The organism is Pseudomonas sp. GV085, assembly GCF_003050925.1.
Classification (GTDB): domain Bacteria; phylum Pseudomonadota; class Gammaproteobacteria; order Pseudomonadales; family Pseudomonadaceae; genus Aquipseudomonas.
The window spans coordinates 286342-303620 of the sequence record NZ_QAOV01000003.1 but is presented as its reverse complement, the minus strand read 5'-3'; the positions used below and the strand labels follow the sequence as shown (position 1 = coordinate 303620).

Annotated in this window: 16 protein-coding genes; 10 read left to right on the top strand and 6 right to left on the bottom strand. The window is 59.9% G+C overall.

All coding sequences use genetic code 11. From position 1 onward, the window contains the following. Positions 1-23 precede the first annotated feature (23 nt). The gene (locus C8K63_RS08595; protein ID WP_108216328.1) at positions 24-665 is read left to right on the top strand and encodes an oxidoreductase; all 642 of its coding nucleotides are present in this window, start codon (positions 24-26) and stop codon (positions 663-665) included. A 116-nt stretch (positions 666-781) separates the two neighbouring features. On the opposite strand, the gene C8K63_RS08590 is transcribed toward C8K63_RS08595, so the two are convergent. The 4 genes from C8K63_RS08590 to C8K63_RS08575 form a co-directional block, all read right to left on the bottom strand. Further along, positions 782-1066 carry a YceK/YidQ family lipoprotein gene (locus C8K63_RS08590; RefSeq protein ID WP_108216327.1) on the bottom strand — a complete coding sequence of 95 codons (285 nt, stop codon included), beginning with the start codon at positions 1064-1066 and terminating at the stop codon, positions 782-784. Further along, positions 1059-1691 (bottom strand): flavin prenyltransferase UbiX, encoded by a 633-nt coding sequence (gene ubiX, locus C8K63_RS08585; RefSeq protein ID WP_108216326.1) that lies wholly within the window; start codon positions 1689-1691, stop codon positions 1059-1061. The genes C8K63_RS08590 and ubiX overlap by 8 nt, the downstream gene beginning before the upstream one ends. Next, positions 1688-3037, bottom strand: coding sequence for a UDP-N-acetylmuramate:L-alanyl-gamma-D-glutamyl-meso-diaminopimelate ligase (gene mpl / locus C8K63_RS08580; RefSeq protein ID WP_108216325.1), 1350 nt, complete (start codon positions 3035-3037; stop codon positions 1688-1690). The genes ubiX and mpl overlap by 4 nt, the downstream gene beginning before the upstream one ends. A 165-nt stretch (positions 3038-3202) precedes the next feature. Next, a complete protein-coding gene (locus tag C8K63_RS08575; RefSeq protein ID WP_108216324.1) occupies positions 3203-5116 on the bottom strand; it encodes a sigma-54-dependent Fis family transcriptional regulator in 1914 nt (637 codons plus the stop codon). 402 nt (positions 5117-5518) lie between these two features. On the opposite strand from C8K63_RS08575, the gene C8K63_RS08570 reads away from it, so the two are divergent. The 9 genes from C8K63_RS08570 (at position 5519) to C8K63_RS08530 (ending at position 14993) form a co-directional block, all read left to right on the top strand. Then, positions 5519-7039 carry an aldehyde dehydrogenase family protein gene (locus tag C8K63_RS08570; RefSeq protein WP_108216323.1) on the top strand — a complete coding sequence of 507 codons (1521 nt, stop codon included), beginning with the start codon at positions 5519-5521 and terminating at the stop codon, positions 7037-7039. A gap of 262 nt (positions 7040-7301) precedes the next feature. Further along, positions 7302-8675: an ethanolamine permease gene (gene eat, locus C8K63_RS08565; protein ID WP_108216322.1), complete on the top strand. Its 1374-nt coding sequence runs from the start codon at positions 7302-7304 to the stop codon at positions 8673-8675. Positions 8676-8872: 197 nt separating this feature from the next. Beyond that, positions 8873-10267, top strand: coding sequence for an ethanolamine ammonia-lyase subunit EutB (locus C8K63_RS08560; protein ID WP_108216321.1), 1395 nt, complete (start codon positions 8873-8875; stop codon positions 10265-10267). An 8-nt stretch (positions 10268-10275) separates the two neighbouring features. Next, the gene (gene eutC / locus C8K63_RS08555; RefSeq protein ID WP_108216320.1) at positions 10276-11100 is read left to right on the top strand and encodes an ethanolamine ammonia-lyase subunit EutC; all 825 of its coding nucleotides are present in this window, start codon (positions 10276-10278) and stop codon (positions 11098-11100) included. 114 nt (positions 11101-11214) lie between these two features. Then, the gene (locus tag C8K63_RS08550) at positions 11215-11676 is read left to right on the top strand and encodes an N-acetyltransferase (protein ID WP_108216319.1); all 462 of its coding nucleotides are present in this window, start codon (positions 11215-11217) and stop codon (positions 11674-11676) included. 226 nt (positions 11677-11902) lie between these two features. Further along, complete coding sequence (locus tag C8K63_RS08545) at positions 11903-12559, top strand: DedA family protein (RefSeq protein ID WP_108216318.1); 657 nt, start codon at positions 11903-11905, stop codon at positions 12557-12559. Between the two features lie 4 nt (positions 12560-12563). Then, complete coding sequence (locus C8K63_RS08540) at positions 12564-13376, top strand: zinc-dependent peptidase (protein ID WP_108216317.1); 813 nt, start codon at positions 12564-12566, stop codon at positions 13374-13376. A 113-nt stretch (positions 13377-13489) separates the two neighbouring features. Next, positions 13490-14017 carry an inorganic diphosphatase gene (gene ppa / locus C8K63_RS08535; RefSeq protein WP_007990564.1) on the top strand — a complete coding sequence of 176 codons (528 nt, stop codon included), beginning with the start codon at positions 13490-13492 and terminating at the stop codon, positions 14015-14017. Positions 14018-14246: 229 nt separating this feature from the next. Continuing rightward, complete coding sequence (locus tag C8K63_RS08530; protein WP_108216316.1) at positions 14247-14993, top strand: S24 family peptidase; 747 nt, start codon at positions 14247-14249, stop codon at positions 14991-14993. A 305-nt stretch (positions 14994-15298) separates the two neighbouring features. On the opposite strand, the gene C8K63_RS08520 is transcribed toward C8K63_RS08530, so the two are convergent. Next, positions 15299-16312 carry a YhcG family protein gene (locus C8K63_RS08520; protein WP_108216314.1) on the bottom strand — a complete coding sequence of 338 codons (1014 nt, stop codon included), beginning with the start codon at positions 16310-16312 and terminating at the stop codon, positions 15299-15301. Between the two features lie 147 nt (positions 16313-16459). Then, the gene (locus C8K63_RS08515; RefSeq protein ID WP_108216313.1) at positions 16460-17278 is read right to left on the bottom strand and encodes a YfaP family protein; all 819 of its coding nucleotides are present in this window, start codon (positions 17276-17278) and stop codon (positions 16460-16462) included. Position 17279: the final 1 nt, after the last annotated feature.

Here is a 17279-nt window from a genome sequence, read left to right as displayed (position 1 = left end):
AACAGTATCAAGGGAGAAACACTATGTACTTGACGCCCCAGCACGTGCTGCTTGCCGGAGCCACCGGTTTGACGGGTGAACACCTGCTTGATCGCCTGCTTAACGAGCCAACGATTGCCCGGGTATTGGCCCCATCACGCCGGCCCCTGGCCAAGCACCCTCACCTTGAAAACCCGGTCGGCGACCCGGTGGAGCTTCTGCCGCAGTTGAACGGTCGTGTCGACATCGCCTACTGCTGCCTGGGCACCACCATCAAACAGGCGGGCTCGGAAGAGGCGTTCCGCGCGGTGGACCTGGACATGGTCGTGGCCTTTGCCAAACGCGCACGGGAGATGGGCGCAAGGCATTTGATCGTGATCAGTGCACTGGGAGCCGATCGCAGATCCTCGATTTTCTACAACCGGGTCAAAGGCGAGATGGAGTACGCACTGCGCGCGCAGGACTGGCCGCAGCTGACTATTTGCCGTCCTTCGCTGTTGCTGGGCGAACGCACCGAACCGCGACTGGGCGAGAAAGTCGCCGGCCCGTTGTCACGGCTGATCCCAGGCAAATACCATGGTATCGAGGCCTGCCAACTGGCCCGGGCAATGTGGCGCCTGGCGCTGGAAGAGCAGGACGGGGTCAGGATTGTCGAGTCGGATGAGCTGAGGAAGTTGGGCAAGTAGCCTGTGGTGCCTGAGTGGGTCTCATCGCGAGCAGGCTCACTCCTACAATTGATCTGCGTCGTTCACAAATCCAATGTGGGAGCGAGCCTGCTCGCGATAGAGCGCGAAGCGCTCTCTTACAACCCACCTGTCGCCTGAAAGCTGACCCCGATCACCGTCAGCAACGACAGCGGCAACAGCAGCGTGTCGAGCAACGCACTGGCCGGCAGATCGACGCCCGGATAGCTCGGTGCTTCAGCTCCGAAACGGTCCTTGGCGCAGCAACCGCCATTCATCGCGTACAAATCCAGACGAGTCCCCGAGTACACCACAGGTGCCCCCGGCTTTGCCGCATCGAGGGTGCGCGCCGTGGCGCACCCGACCAATTGCAGCGCCAGTACCATCACCAGCAGCTTATTCATCGCTGGTCAAATGATGCTCGCCCCAGCGCGGCAACATGTCCTGAGGAATATTCAGCAGGTTGAGAATCCGTGCCACGACGAAATCGATCAGATCGTCGATGGTTTGCGGCTGATGATAAAAGCCCGGTGATGCCGGCAGGATTGTCACGCCCATGTTCGACAACTTGAGCATGTTCTCAAGGTGAATACTCGAATACGGCGCCTCGCGAGGCACCAGAATCAGCTGGCGACGCTCTTTGAGCGTCACATCGGCGGCACGCTCGATCAGGTTGTTGCAGGCACCCGTGGCGATGGCCGACAAAGTACCCGTCGAACACGGCACCACCACCATCGCCGCTGGCGCGCCGGAGCCCGAAGCCACTGGCGACATCCAGTCTTCCTTGCCGTACACCCGAATCTGCCCGGCGGCAGCGCCCGTGTATTCGGTGAGGAATGCCTGCATCATCTGCGGCTTGTTCGGCAGCGTGACGTCAGTTTCGGTGGCCATCACCAACTGCGCGGCCTTGGAAATCATGAAGTGCACTTCACGATCCTCCCGCACCAGGCAGTCGAGCAGGCGCAAACCGTACTGGGCGCCGGAAGCGCCAGTCATCGCCAGCGTGATGCGGTCCGGGCCGTTGTTCACTTGAGTGCCTCGGCCAGCTTGCCGTGCAGGCCGCCAAAGCCGCCATTACTCATGATCACCACGTGGGTGCCCGGTTGCGCCTGGCTCTTCACGCGCTCGATGATGCCTTCCAGCGAATCGCTGACAATCGACGGCACCGTACACAGCGCCGCAGTACCGGCCAGGTCCCAGCCGAGGTTGGCCGGTGCATACCAGATCACCTGATCGGCATCGACCACGCTTTCCGGCAATCCGTCACGGTGCGCGCCAAGTTTCATGGAGTTGGAACGCGGCTCGATGATCGCAATCAGCGGTGCATCGCCGATGCGCTTGCGCAGACCGTCGAGTGTGGTGGCAATGGCGGTCGGGTGGTGAGCGAAGTCGTCATAGATGGTGATGCCACGGACTTGCGCGACTATCTCCATCCGGCGCTTCACGCTTTTGAAGGCGCTCAACGCGGCGATGCCCATGGACGGCACCACGCCGACGTGGCGTGCGGCAGCCAGGGTCGCCAAGGCGTTGGCGACGTTGTGCTGGCCAGTCATGTCCCACTCGACCACACCCTGGGCGACGCCATCGAACATCACTTCGAACTTCGAGCCATCTTCACTGAGCAGCTTGACCTGCCACTGACCGCCGGCACCGGTGGTTTGCACCGGCGTCCAGCAACCCATCTCGATAACGCGAAGCAAGGCTGGCTCAGTGGTCGGATGAATCACCAGGCCTTCGCTCGGGATGGTCCGCACCAAGTGATGGAACTGTCGCTCGATGGCCGGCAGATCCGGGAAGATGTCCGCGTGATCGAATTCGAGGTTGTTCAGGATTGCCGTGCGCGGACGGTAGTGCACGAACTTCGAGCGCTTGTCGAAGAACGCACTGTCATACTCGTCGGCTTCGATGACGAAGAATGGCGTATCGCCCAGGCGCGCCGACACCGAGAAATTTTGCGGCACACCGCCGATCAGGAAGCCCGGGGCCATGCCCGCGTGCTCCAGCACCCAGGCCAGCATGCTGCTGGTGGTGGTCTTGCCGTGCGTACCGGCAACGGCCAGTACCCAACGACCTTGCAGCACGTGATCGGCCAGCCATTGTGGGCCGGAGACGTAAGGCAGGCCTTTGTTCAGCACGTACTCCACAGCCGGATTGCCCCGGGACATGGCGTTGCCGATCACCACCAGATCGGGGGCGGGATCGAGTTGCGCCGGGTCGTAGCCTTGGGTCAATTCGATGCCCTGTGCTTGCAGCTGAGTGCTCATCGGCGGATAGACGTTGGCATCGGAGCCCGTCACGTGATGGCCCAGCTCTTTGGCCAGTACCGCCATTGACCCCATGAAAGTGCCGCAGATACCAAGAATATGAATGTGCATAGTCGACCTCGTAAAACTTGGTCGCAGGTTAGCTTAGGGAGGGGAAAATCGCACCTGATGTTTCAATGGCGCTCAGCGCAAAACCTGTAGGAGCCGGCTTGCCGGCGAAGACAATCTCCAGACCGCCTTCGCCGGCAAGCCGGCTCCTACAGGTCGACGTAGCAATTACCGAGCGATGCCATGTTTACGCAGCTTGCGATAAAGGGTATTTCGACTGACCCCCAACTGCTCCGCCGTATGCGTCATATGCCAGCGCGTCTGCTCCAGCGCCGCGAGCAACGCCAGCCGCTCGGCATCCTCCAGCGGATGCTCCGACGCCTCCTCAATCGTCGACACCACCGGCCGCGCCTGGCGAATCATCGCCGGCAAATCTTCCAGACCGATCCGCCCGTCCTCACACAGTGCTGCCAACGTACGCAGCACATTTCGCAACTGCCTTACGTTGCCCGGCCAGGCGAACCCCAACAAGGCCTCCCGCGCCGGCCCGTCGATCAACACGGTTTCTCCGCCCGCCTCCTCGGCCAGCAGAAAATCGAGCAGCCGGGACTTGTCGCTACGATCACGCAAGGCCGGCAGCGCGACTTCCAGCCCGTTGAGCCGGTAATACAAATCCTCACGGAAGCTGCCGTCCTGCACACGATCGAGCAAGTTACGGTGAGTGGCACTGATGATCCGCACATTCACCGATTCCGGTTCGCCGCCGATCGGCACCACTTGCCGGTCTTCGAGCACCCTCAGCAAGCGCGTCTGCATGGCCAGTGGCATGTCACCGATTTCATCGAGGAACAAGGTGCCGCCGTCGGCCTGTTGCAACTTGCCGCGCATGCCTTCCTTGCGCGCACCGGTGAAGCTGCCGCCGCGATAACCGAACAGCTCGCTTTCGATCAGGCTTTCGGGAATGGCCGCGCAGTTGAGGGCGACAAAGGCTTTGTCCGCCCGCTGGCTGGCGTGGTGCACGGCTTTGGCGAAAGCCTCCTTGCCGGAGCCGGTTTCGCCATTGATCAGCAGCGGCACGTCGCGCTCGTACACGCGCAGGGCCTTGCGGAAATCCGCCTGCAACGCCGCGTCGTCCAGGCAAATGCCCGACAGGCGCGGCGCCTGTGCAACCTTGGCAGCTGGCACCAATGGAGTCGGCAGCGGTCGCCGTGCCTCACCGCGCAATACCGCGAACAGCTTGCGACCATCACGGGTGCGCAACGGCCAACTGGCAGCAGCATTGGTGCTCGCGCGACCGAGCAACTCATCGAGCGAGCAATCGAAAAAAGCCTCCACCGGTTTACCCAGCAAGCCGCCGCGAATGTGTCCCAGCAGGTTCAGCGCACTCTGGTTCACCGCGCAAATGCGCCCTTCTCCGTCGAACGCCAGCAACCCTTCGCTGAACAAACCGACGGACTCGGCCTGCAAGTGAAAACGCAGCAACCATTGATTATCGAAGCAGCGCAGGAAGTAGCAGCTCTCGATCATCTTCGCCGACAGATTGACCAGCGCCATGGTGTGGAACTGACTTTGCCGTGAGGCATCACGCCGCGCCGACGACACGTCGAGCACCGCCAGCAGCTCGCCATGGGGATCGAAGACCGGGCTCGCCGAACAGGTCAGGCCGGTGTGGCGGCCGCGAAAGTGCTCGTCCTGATGGATGGTCAGCGACTGACGCTCCACCAGGCAGGTGCCGATGCCGTTGGTGCCTTCGCAGGCCTCGCTCCAGTCGGCGCCGAGCCAGAGCCCGGCACGCTCGAAAATCTGCCGTTCGGCAGGCGCGGTGACGCAATTGAGGATTACGCCGCGGGCGTCGGTCAGCAGCACTGCATGACCGGCACCGGAGAGCTGCTGGTGCAGGCTGGTCATTTCATTGCCGGCAATGCGCAGCACTTGCTGCAAGCGTTCGCGGCTTTCCAGGACTCGGCCATGCTCCAGCACCGTCGGCGCGATGCTCAGGGCCGGATCGAGGTGATAGTCCTCAAGGCAGCGCAGCCAGGAACGGGCGATGGACGGGTCGCTGCCAGGGCCGTGCAGGTGGGCCTTGCCCTGGGTCACGGTCAATACTTGCTGGGCATGGCGACTCAGATGGTTGTCGTGCATTTCTTATTATTCTCCCCGAAAGGTCCTACTCAACCCTGCAGGAGCTGCCGATGGCTGCGATCTTTTGCTTTGAAAGATCAAGATCAAAAGATCGCCCGAGCGCGGACCGAGCCTTCGGCAGCTCCTACAGGGTGTATCAGTAGCGCTCGCCGGAGCATCCTCCAGCCCGGCCCGCATTGCAATGCCTGCAAGACCGGGTGGTCACAGGTTGTGCCAGAATCGGTACAAAGTGTCACGCAGGCTGTACCGCAAGCGTCACAGGCATGCTCCATCCGTCCGACAAAAAATGCGCAAGGCCTTGATTTGCCTGAGTTGCAGCGCACTGGCCCGCCCCTTGCTCTACGCTTAAAGCAAGCGCACATGCGCGACTCCCTATAAGCACAAAAGCAAGGAGAAACCACTATGCGTTACGCTCACCCCGGTACTGAAGGCGCTATCGTTTCGTTCAAAGCCAAATACGGTAACTACATCGGCGGCGAGTTCGTCGCGCCTGTCAAAGGTCAGTACTTCACCAATACCTCGCCAGTGAATGGCCAACCGATTGCCGAATTCCCCCGTTCCACGGCCGAAGACATCGACAAGGCCCTGGACGCTGCCCACGCCGCTGCCGACGCTTGGGGTGCCACCTCTGCGCAAGCCCGTTCGCTGGTGCTGCTGAAAATCGCCGACCGCATCGAGCAGAATCTGGAAACCCTGGCGATCACCGAATCCTGGGACAACGGCAAAGCCGTGCGCGAAACCCTCAACGCCGACATCCCGCTGGCCGCCGACCACTTCCGCTACTTCGCCGGCTGCCTGCGCGCCCAGGAAGGCAGCGCTGCCGAAATCGACGGCAACACCGTGGCCTATCACATCCATGAACCGCTGGGCGTGGTCGGGCAGATCATCCCGTGGAACTTCCCGATCCTGATGGCCGCCTGGAAACTCGCCCCGGCCCTCGCCGCCGGCAACTGCGTGGTCCTTAAACCGGCCGAGCAAACCCCGCTGGGCATCACCGTGCTGATGGAGTTGATCGGCGACCTGCTGCCGCCCGGCGTACTCAACGTGGTGCAAGGCTTCGGCAAAGAAGCCGGCGAAGCGCTGGCCACCAGCAAGCGCATTGCCAAGATCGCCTTCACCGGCTCGACCCCGGTTGGCTCGCACATCATGAAATGCGCGGCGGAAAACATTATTCCGTCCACCGTGGAGCTGGGCGGCAAATCGCCGAACATCTTCTTCGAAGACATCATGCAGGCCGAACCGTCCTTCATCGAGAAAGCCGCCGAAGGCCTGGTGCTGGCGTTCTTCAACCAGGGCGAAGTCTGCACCTGCCCTTCCCGGGCGCTGGTGCAAGAGTCGATCTACGACGAGTTCATGAAAGTGGTCATGAACAAGGTCCTGCAAATCAAACGTGGCGACCCGCTGGACACCGACACCATGGTCGGCGCCCAGGCGTCCGAGCAGCAATTCGATAAAATCCTTTCGTACCTGGAAATCGCCAAGGGCGAAGGCGCCGAGCTGCTGACCGGCGGCAAGGTGGAAAAACTCGAGGGCAACCTGGCGAGCGGGTACTACATCCAGCCGACCCTGCTCAAGGGCACCAACAAAATGCGTGTGTTCCAGGAAGAAATCTTCGGCCCGGTGGTGAGCATCACCACCTTCAAGGACGAAGCCGAAGCCCTGGCCATCGCCAACGACACCGAGTTCGGCCTCGGTGCCGGCCTCTGGACCCGCGACATCAACCGCGCCTACCGCATGGGCCGCGCCATCAAGGCCGGTCGTGTGTGGACCAACTGCTACCACCTGTACCCGGCGCACGCCGCGTTCGGTGGTTACAAGAAGTCCGGCGTTGGCCGTGAAACCCACAAGATGATGCTCGACCACTATCAGCAGACCAAAAACCTGCTGGTGAGCTACGACATCAATCCGCTGGGCTTCTTCTAAAAACCGGGAGGTAGGAGCTGCCGCAGGCTGCGATCTTTTGATCTTTGCTTGTCGGTAGCTCCCATCACCCGATTGAAACGAGATCGCAGGCTTCGCCAGCTCCTACGGGAGCTGGCTTGCCAGCGAAGGCACACCCACTGACTCAATACACAAGGCCTGGCCGCCCTGGCACGGGCCTTGCCTACCCATCATTCAGGATTTGCACCCAACCCGTCTTAACCGAAAGTCCAAAAGATCGAACAATAAAAACTAGAGAGGACTTATGACTACTTCTTCCACACAGCTCAAACCCACACTCGGCACCCTGCATCTATGGGGCATTGCCGTCGGCCTGGTGATTTCCGGCGAGTACTTCGGCTGGAGTTACGGCTGGGGCACCGCAGGCACACTGGGTTTTCTCGTCACCGCACTGATGGTGGCGACGATGTACACCTGCTTCATTTTCAGCTTCACCGAACTGACGACTGCGATTCCCCACGCTGGCGGGCCATTTGCCTACAGCCGCCGGGCTTTTGGTGAGAAAGGCGGATTGATCGCCGGCATCGCCACCCTGATCGAATTCGTCTTTGCACCACCGGCCATCGCCATGGCCATCGGCGCCTACCTCAACGTGCAATACCCGGAACTGGACCCGAAGATCGCCGCCGTTGGCGCCTATTTCGTGTTCATGGGCCTGAACATCCTTGGCGTCAGCATCGCAGCCACCTTCGAGTTGGTGGTCACGGTGCTGGCGGTCGCTGAACTGCTGGTGTTCATGGGCGTGGTCGCACCGGGCTTCAGCTTCAGCAACTTTGTGCTCAATGGCTGGTCGGGCGCGAATGAATTCACGATGGGCTCGATTCCCGGCATTTTCGCCGCCATTCCCTTCGCGATCTGGTTCTTTCTCGCGATCGAAGGTGCAGCCATGGCCGCCGAAGAAGCCAAGGACCCGAAACGCACCATCCCCAAAGCCTACGTCAGCGGCATTTTGACCCTAGTGTTCCTGGCCATTGGCGTGATGGTGATGGCCGGAGGTGTCGGCGACTGGCGTCAACTGTCGAACATCAACGATCCGTTGCCTCAGGCGATGAAAGCCGTGGTCGGCAACAATTCGACCTGGATGCACATGCTGGTATGGATCGGCCTGTTCGGCTTGGTGGCGAGCTTTCACGGGATCATTCTTGGCTATTCACGGCAGTTCTTCGCCTTGGCTCGCGCCGGTTACCTGCCCAAAGGGCTGGCCAAGCTCTCGCGTTTCCAGACGCCCCATCGGGCGATTCTGGCCGGCGGCGTGATCGGCATCGCGGCGATCTACAGCGATGGCCTGGTCAATCTGCAAGGCATGACCCTGACAGCGGCGATGATCACCATGTCGGTATTCGGCGCCATCGTGATGTACATCATCAGTATGCTGAGCCTGTTCAAGCTGCGTAAGACCGAACCGAACCTGGAGCGTACCTTCCGCGCCCCGGGTTATCCGATCGTACCGGGGATCGCGCTGTTTCTGGCGGTGGTGTGCCTGGTGGCGATGGCCTGGTTCAACACCTTGATCGGCCTGGTTTTCCTCGGTTTCATGGCTGCCGGTTACCTGTACTTCCAGTTGACCGCCAAGCAACGCTCCGAGGCACCGGCAGACGCTATGCTCGAAGGCATATGAATGCACCGGCGCCGGGATTCTTTGCCGGTGCCTGCCTTATCAAAGTGCACACCGATTCCCTGTGGGAGCGAGCCTGCTCGCGATTGCATCACCGCAGAGTACATACCAGACCGAGTCGCCCGCATCGCGAGCAGGCTCGCTCCCACAAGGGTCGGTCGTGAACTGAAGACTTGTACATAACAGGAGGACACCGCCCCATGGCCGCATTCGCCCATACCGTCGGCGCCCAGACTTACCGCTTCGACAGCCTCAAGGAAGTGATGGCCAAGGCCAGCCCGGCACGCTCCGGAGATTTTCTGGCCGGCGTCGCAGCCCTTAATGACGGCGAGCGTGTCGCGGCACAGATGGCTTTGGCCGACACGCCGCTAAGCCACTTCCTGCAGGAAGCACTGATCCCCTACGAAGCCGATGAAGTCACCCGTCTGATCATCGACACCCACGACAAACAAGCCTTCGCCGTCGTCAGTCACCTGACCGTCGGCGGCTTTCGCGACTGGCTGCTCAGCGATGCCGCCGACGAGCAGGTCCTGCGCGCCCTGGCCCCCGGCCTGACTCCGGAAATGGTTGCCGCGGTATCGAAGATCATGCGTGTGCAGGATCTGGTGCTGGTGGCGCAAAAAATCCGCGTGGTTACACAGTTTCGCGGCACCCTGGGCCTGCGCGGTCGATTGTCCACACGCCTGCAACCGAACCACCCCACCGACGAACCGGCCGGCATCGCCGCAAGCATTCTCGACGGTCTGCTGCACGGTAATGGCGACGCAATGATCGGCATCAACCCCGCCACCGACAGCATCGCCTCGATTTGCGCCATGCTGGAGATGCTCGACGCGATCATCCAGCGCTACGAAATCCCGACCCAGGCTTGCGTGCTGACCCATGTCACCACGTCAATCGAAGCGGTCAATCGCGGCGTCCCGCTGGATCTGGTGTTCCAGTCGATCGCCGGCACCGAAGCGGCCAACGCCAGTTTCGGCATTAACCTGGGTATTTTGAGGGAAGGTTATGACGCCGGCTTGAGTCTGAATCGCGGTACGCTGGGCCAGAACCTGATGTACTTCGAAACCGGTCAGGGCAGCGCCCTGTCGGCCAACGCCCACCATGGCGTCGATCAACAAACCTGCGAAACCCGGGCCTACGCCGTCGCGCGGCATTTCAACCCGTTTCTGGTCAACACCGTCGTCGGTTTCATCGGCCCGGAATACCTGTACAACGGCAAACAGATCATCCGCGCCGGCCTGGAAGATCACTTCTGCGGCAAGCTTTTGGGCGTGCCCATGGGTTGCGACATCTGCTACACCAACCACGCCGAAGCCGACCAGGACGATATGGACACCCTGCTGACCCTGCTGGGCGTCGCCGGGATCAACTTCATCATGGGTATCCCCGGCTCCGACGACATCATGCTCAACTACCAGACCACCTCGTTCCACGATGCGCTCTACGCCCGGCAGACCCTGGGGTTGAAGCCCGCGCCTGAGTTCGAGCAGTGGCTGGCGAAAATGGGCATCTTCACCCAGGCGGACGGCCGGGTTCTGTTTGGCAACAGCCTGCCGCCGGCCTTTCGCCAGGCCTTGGCGCAACTGGGATGAGAACTGACATGGATAAACTACCCTTCGATCCCCACAACCCATGGCTGGAACTGCGACGCCTGACACCGGCGCGAATTGCCTTGGGCCGCACCGGCACCAGCATTCCCACCCGTGCACAACTGGACTTCCAATACGCCCACGCTCAGGCGCGGGATGCGGTGCACTTGCCGTTCGAACACGCGGCACTCAGCTCACAACTGGCCGAACGCGGACACGAAAGCCTTTTGCTGCACAGTGCAGCGATCGACCGCAACAGTTATCTGCAACGCCCGGACTTGGGTCGAAAATTGAGTGACGCATCGGCAACGACCTTGCGTGAATACGCCTCGGCGCATCCTGGCGGGGTCGATTTGGTGATCGTGATCGCCGACGGCCTGTCGGCACTGGCCGTTCATCGCCATACCCTGCCCTTTCTGGCACGCCTCGAAGAACAGATTACGGCGGAAGGCTGGACGGTAGCCCCGGTGATTTTGGTGGAACAGGGGCGTGTGGCGGTCGCTGACGAAATCGGTGAATTGCTCGGAGCGAAAATGACCGTGATCCTCATCGGCGAACGCCCTGGCCTCAGCTCCCCGGACAGCCTGGGTTTATATTTCACCTACAATCCCAAGGTCGGTCTTACCGATGCCTACCGTAATTGCATCTCCAATGTACGGCTCGAGGGCCTGAGTTACGGCATGGCGGCACACCGTTTGCTGTACTTGATGCGCGAAGCCTGCCGCCGGCAGTTGTCAGGGGTCAATCTGAAGGATGAAGCACAGGTTCAGACACTGGAGTCGGACGCGCAAGCCGACATGAAAGGTAATTTCCTGCTCGGCCCGCCGAATGCCTGAACCGCTTGCGCATTGCACATTCGTACCAGTTTCAGGCAGGATCGTGGCACGGCCGCCAAGGGTTTCCCATCGCCGTCAGAGACGTAAGACAGCCACTTGAAGACGAGACCTACCATGCGGATTATTCAAGCGACCCTCGAACACCTGGACCTGCTGACCCCGTTGTTCGTCAAATATCGCGAGTTTTATGGTTCCCTGCCGTATCCGGACTCGTCCCGAGCGTTCCTCGAAAAGCGCCTGCGTCGCAAGGAGTCGGTAATCTACCTCGCGCTGTCCGATGACGACAGCAACAGACTGATGGGTTTCTGCCAGCTATACCCGAGTTTCTCCTCGCTTTCGCTCAAACGCGTGTGGATCCTCAATGATATTTATGTCGTCGAGGACGCCCGCCGCCAGTTGGTGGCCGACAACCTGATCCGCACCGCAAAAAAAATGGCCAAGGAAACCAATGCCGTGCGCATGCGTGTTTCCACCAGCAGCAACAACGAAGTCGCGCAGAAAACCTACGAGTCCATCGGATTCAAGGAAGACACCGAATTCAAGAACTATGTGCTGCCGATCAGCGACGAACTCTGAATCACCTGAACCTGTGGGAGCGAGCCGGCTCGCTCCCACAGGTGCGGTATCAAACCATCGGTCTTGTCGTGACATTCCCCGCTACAATCTCGACGCGATTTTCACCTCTCGCCTCGTATAATCCCAAACTCCCCCGGCTTGTAAGAAAAACTACCCTTATCCGTAGTCTTACGCGAAGTCATCCGCACAGGCCTGCTGAGTCGGGCCATCACCACAGGTGCTTTCCATGGATTTCAACCCGATCGATATTGTCCTGCATCTCGACGTCTACCTCGACATGCTTGTAACCAACTACGGGGCATGGATCTACGCCATCCTGTTTATGGTGATCTTCTGTGAAACCGGTCTGGTGGTCATGCCCTTCCTGCCGGGCGACTCCCTGCTGTTCATCGCTGGCGCCGTGGCGGCCGGTGGCGGCATGGACCCGGTACTGCTCGGCGGCCTGCTGATGCTGGCAGCGATTCTGGGCGACAGCACCAACTACATCATCGGACGAACGGCGGGTGAAAAACTGTTCAGCAATCCGGACTCGAAGATCTTCCGCCGCGACTACCTGCAACAAACCCACGACTTCTACGACAAGCATGGCGGCAAAACCGTGACCCTGGCGCGTTTCCTGCCAATCATCCGCACCTTTGCACCGTTCGTCGCCGGTGTGGGGAAAATGCCTTATCCGCGCTTCTTCGCCTTCAGTGTCTTCGGCACTGTCCTGTGGGTCGGCGGGCTGGTGACCCTCGGTTACTTCTTCGGCAACGTGCCGTTCATCAAGAAGAATCTGTCGCTGCTGGTAGTCGGCATCATCCTGTTGTCGTTGGTGCCGATGATCATTGGCATGGTGCGTAACCGCCTTGCAGGTTCGAGTTCCAAAGCCGAATCGCGATGACACGATGTGGTCCCTGAGCGCCTGGCGTCGCCGACGCACCCTGGCAAAGCACCCGATTGCCGATGACATGTGGCAACGGGTGCGCCATCACCTGAGTTTTCTCGATGGCATCAGTGCCGCCGAAGACCAATGGCTGCGCGAAGCCTGCGTGCTGTTCCTCGAAGACAAGCATCTAACTGCCCTGCCCGGCGTCGAACTGCATCAGGAGCAACGCTTGCTGCTCGCTGCCCAGGCACAATTGCCGCTGCTGCACCTCGGCGACCTGAACTGGTATCAGGGCTTCCACGAAATCATTCTCTACCCCGACGACTTCCTCAGCCCCCAGCGCCATCGCGATGTCGGCGGCGTCGAGCACGAATGGGTGGGTGAGCACAGCGGTGAAGCGTGGCAGCAAGGCCCGATCATCCTTGCCTGGCCGGGCGTAATGGCCAGCGGAGGCTGGGAAGGCTACAACCTGGTCATCCACGAACTGGCGCACAAACTGGACATGCTCAACGGCGTCGCCAACGGCCTGCCGCCGTTGCACCCAGACATGCGGGTCAGCGACTGGGCCAGCGTCATGCAAAAGGCCTACGACGACCTCGACCGGCAACTGGATCGCAATCCCCATGCCGAAACGGCCATCGACCCGTATGCCGCCGAAAACCCTGCCGAGTTCTTCGCCGTCACCAGCGAATACTTCTTCAGCGCCCCGGATTTGCTGCACAAGGCTTATCCACAGGTGTACCAGCAACTGAAGTTGTTCTATCGCCAGGACCCGCTGGCGAGATTGAAGCAACTAAAGGCGCATGACCCTGTCTATCAGGCACACCAGTGAGCGCCATACGACTTCTGGTGCGTGGCGTCGATCCAGGAATATGCCTATAATCGCCGCCACTTTTTGGTCAATCCGGCCAAGTATTTCTGGTCAACTAACGGGGGCAACGCCCAATGAGCTACAGCAAGATTCCGGCTGGCAAAGACCTGCCGAACGACATCTACGTCGCGATCGAGATTCCGGCCAACCACGCGCCGATCAAATACGAAATCGACAAAGACAGCGATTGCCTGTTCGTTGACCGTTTCATGGCCACCCCAATGTTCTACCCGGCCAACTACGGTTACATCCCGAACACCCTGGCTGACGACGGTGATCCCCTCGACGTGCTGGTTGTAACCCCTTACCCGGTTGCTCCAGGTTCGGTGATCCGCGCTCGTCCGGTCGGCATCCTGAACATGACCGACGACGGCGGCGGCGATGCCAAAGTCATCGCAGTCCCACACGACAAGCTGTCCCAGCTGTACGTCGACGTGAAGGAATACACCGACCTGCCAGCACTGCTGATCCAGCAGATCGAGCACTTCTTCGCGAACTACAAAGATCTCGAAAAAGGCAAATGGGTGAAGATCGAAGGCTGGGCCGGCGCAGACGCCGCCCGCGAAGCGATCACCAAGTCGGTTGCTGCCTACAAAGGCTAAGCCCGGCTGCAGGCTTTCAGCTGCAAGCGGCAAGAAAAACCCCGGGAGATCCGGGGTTTTTTGTGGGCCCTTGATAAGCACGCCAAACACAACGTTTAACCCTGCTCGATCCTGGTTTTTACTTGTTTAAAATTCCCCAAGATCGTCTTACATCCCGTCGTAAATTTCCCGCGAAATTTGAACGAGGCGTTTATTCAAACCCTTACCAGCCGCCAGTAGACTCGCGTTCATGAAAAAGAACACTAGCGGCCCACGCTTTAAAGCACTCCTCGAAGCAGCGAGCATCACGACCACAGGATTTGCCGATTTCCTGGATACGGCTCCGCAAAATGTACATAACTGGTACACCCGCGGTGTGCCCGCCCATTGCATGGAAGAAGTCGCCAGAAAACTCTCCGTCAGCAGCGACTGGCTGAAAACCGGCGAAGGCTCGAAAGACGCCCCACACCTGCGCCTGCTCGAAGACTCCGGCAACACCTTCGATGCCCAGACCATCCGCGGTGTCTACACGGTTATCGAGCCTGTCGACGTCGAACTGCCATTCCTCAAAGAAGCTGTCACCGCCCCGGGCTCCAACAAAACCCACGTCATAGAAGACCCCGAGCAATCCATCCGCCTGCCCCGCAGCCACCTCGACTCCCTGGAAATCAACCACGCCGATGCCATCTGCGCCCTTATGAGCGGCAATAGCATGGGGGAAAAAATCGAAGACGGTTCGACCCTGGCGATTGACCGTGGCCTGACCCAAATTGTCGATGGCGAGATCTACGCCATCGAACATGACGGCATGCTGCGCATCAAGTACCTGCACCGACTACCGGGCAACTCCCTGCGACTGCGCAGCCACAACCGCGCCGAATACCCGGATGAAATCTTCAGATCCGCCCAAATCGAAGAGCAGAACATCAGGGTGCTGGGCTGGGTGTTCTGGTGGTCGACCCTGAACAAACGACGGCCGACGGTACCGTTTCTTTAAGCGCTCCAGAACGCCCATCGGCCGCCCACCCGGGCGGCCAAACGGCTCTGCCCGGCACTTCCCGCTGGGAATTCCCCTCAAACCTGCGTATGCTGCGCCCCACATTTACGCATCGACCCGCCCTGCGGCCCAGATGCACTGACCTGACAGATGACTTTCTCACCAGGTCCCACAGCCGGACGCAAGATCCGGGTGTACGTTTTGAAGGCTGGCGCGGTTTACCAAAAATGATCCAAGCCAGTCCCCGAGAAGCCGGCCACAAGCCGGCTTTTTAATGCCTGAAAGAAAGTGATTCACGACAAAAATCACCCAACCCCTTCGGTATTCAGCGCATAAAACTCCTGCAGCTTGGCTTGCAACAGTTTCTTATCCGGCAATTGCGTGTGGTACTCAGCGATCAATGCGGGCGACAGTGAGCGGTTCAGGGCGTACTCGACGATTTCGTCCTCTTTGCTTGCGCACAACAATACGCCGAGCGCCGGGTTTTCGTGTGGCTTGCGGACATTGCGGTCCAACGCTTCAAGATAAAAATCCATCTTCCCCAGGTATTCCGGCTCAAAGCGCCCGACCTTGAGTTCGATCGCCACCAGGCAGTTCAGCCCACGGTGAAAAAACAACAGATCCAGCGCAAAGTCACGCCCACCTACCTGCAACGGATATTGCGAACCCACAAAGCAGAAGTCCCTGCCCAGTTCAATCAGAAAGTCCCTGAGCTTATGCAATAGGCCTCCATGCAAATCTGTTTCTGCATGACCACGCTCCAGAGCCAGAAACTCAATCACGTAGGCATCCTTGAACACGTCCAGGGCCTGGGGATGAATTTGTCGCAGCAGTGCTGAGACTTTTGCCGGGCTGACCACTGAACGCTCAAACAGAGCCGCCTTGAACTGCCGCTCCAGTTCGCGGCTCGACCACTTCTCCTGGATTGCCATGCGCAGGTAAAACTCTCGTTCCTCCGGGCGTTTGCTCTGGTTGAGGATGATCAGATTCTGGGTCCAGGGCAAAAGTCGCAGCAGTGCTGCGACTTTTGCGTCATGCCTATAAGCCTCGTAAAACTTGCGCATGCGAAAAAGATTCGCACGGGTGAACCCCCGTAATCCAGGCTGCGTATAGGCCAGGTGCTGAGCCAGTTGTGCCACCACCCCATCACCCCACTCCGCCGCTTCAATTTTGCGACTGATATAGGCCCCAACCTGCCAGTGCAGCTCAATCAGCTCAGTGTTGACCGCCTGCATGGCGCGTTGTCGCGCGGTCACAATCAGTTGGGTGATTTCGCTGAAAGCAGAATCGAGCGAGGTATTGCCAGGAAGATCATTCACGTCAGGGCATTTCCATGTCGGTTGGAGGGCCCTCTCAATTACTCCTGATACTGACGCAGGAACAAACACAATGTATTTCTGCATGAAACAACACTAATAAGCCTCCACCTTGCCGTGTGCAAAGCCTGCGCAAGTTGCACCTCAACCTCACGGATAGCTGAACGACTTCACCATCGTCAACTCCCCCACCGCACGCATCGGCACCAGGAAAGTTTCCATCTTCTCGCTCGGCGTGCCTTCTTCGGTAATCACCGTCACTTGCGCGGTGGTCAACGCTTGCACCACGTCTTCCTGCCCCTCTTCATCACTGCTGTAGCCGCCGCCAAAGTAGTTCACGTAGACCAGATATTGCCCCTTGATCGGTGCGGGCATGGCGAAGATTTCCGGGCCGTAGCCGGTGGTGACATCGACGTCGAGCGCAGCGCCGTTGGAGGCGACGCGGTCGCCGTACCAGATGTGCGCGCCGTCGGGGGTGATCAGGTGCAAGTCGAGGTCGGTGTTGTCGCTGTCCCAGGACAGCAAAACGCGCAATTTGGCCGGGGTCGCACCGCCGCTGCTGTTGAGAAACTGCGTGCGGTGACGTTGTTGGCCATCAGGGCTGCGAACCTCGACGCTGTTGCTGCCGTTGGGGAACGAGAACGGGCGATCGAAGCGGCCGGCCGGGTCGATTTTCAGCGGCATGCTCACCCCGTTGACGATCAGCCGGCCAGGCTCTGGGGATTTGGATTTGGCTGTGGCTTTGATTTGCCCGCTGATGCGAGCGGTGTTGGCCTGCCCTGTCGAGGTATTCACCGACGAGGCCGGGTAGTTGACGGTCTGCCGGAAGTTTTCCCCTTCGCCCTCAGGCGCGCCGGTGCGCCAACCGCCGGCGGGGGTGTCGAGTTTGACGCTGTCAGCCGCCATCACTGATGGCAAGGCCACCAGCGAACAGAGCAACAGCAAGACCTGTGGATAACGGCGTGTCATG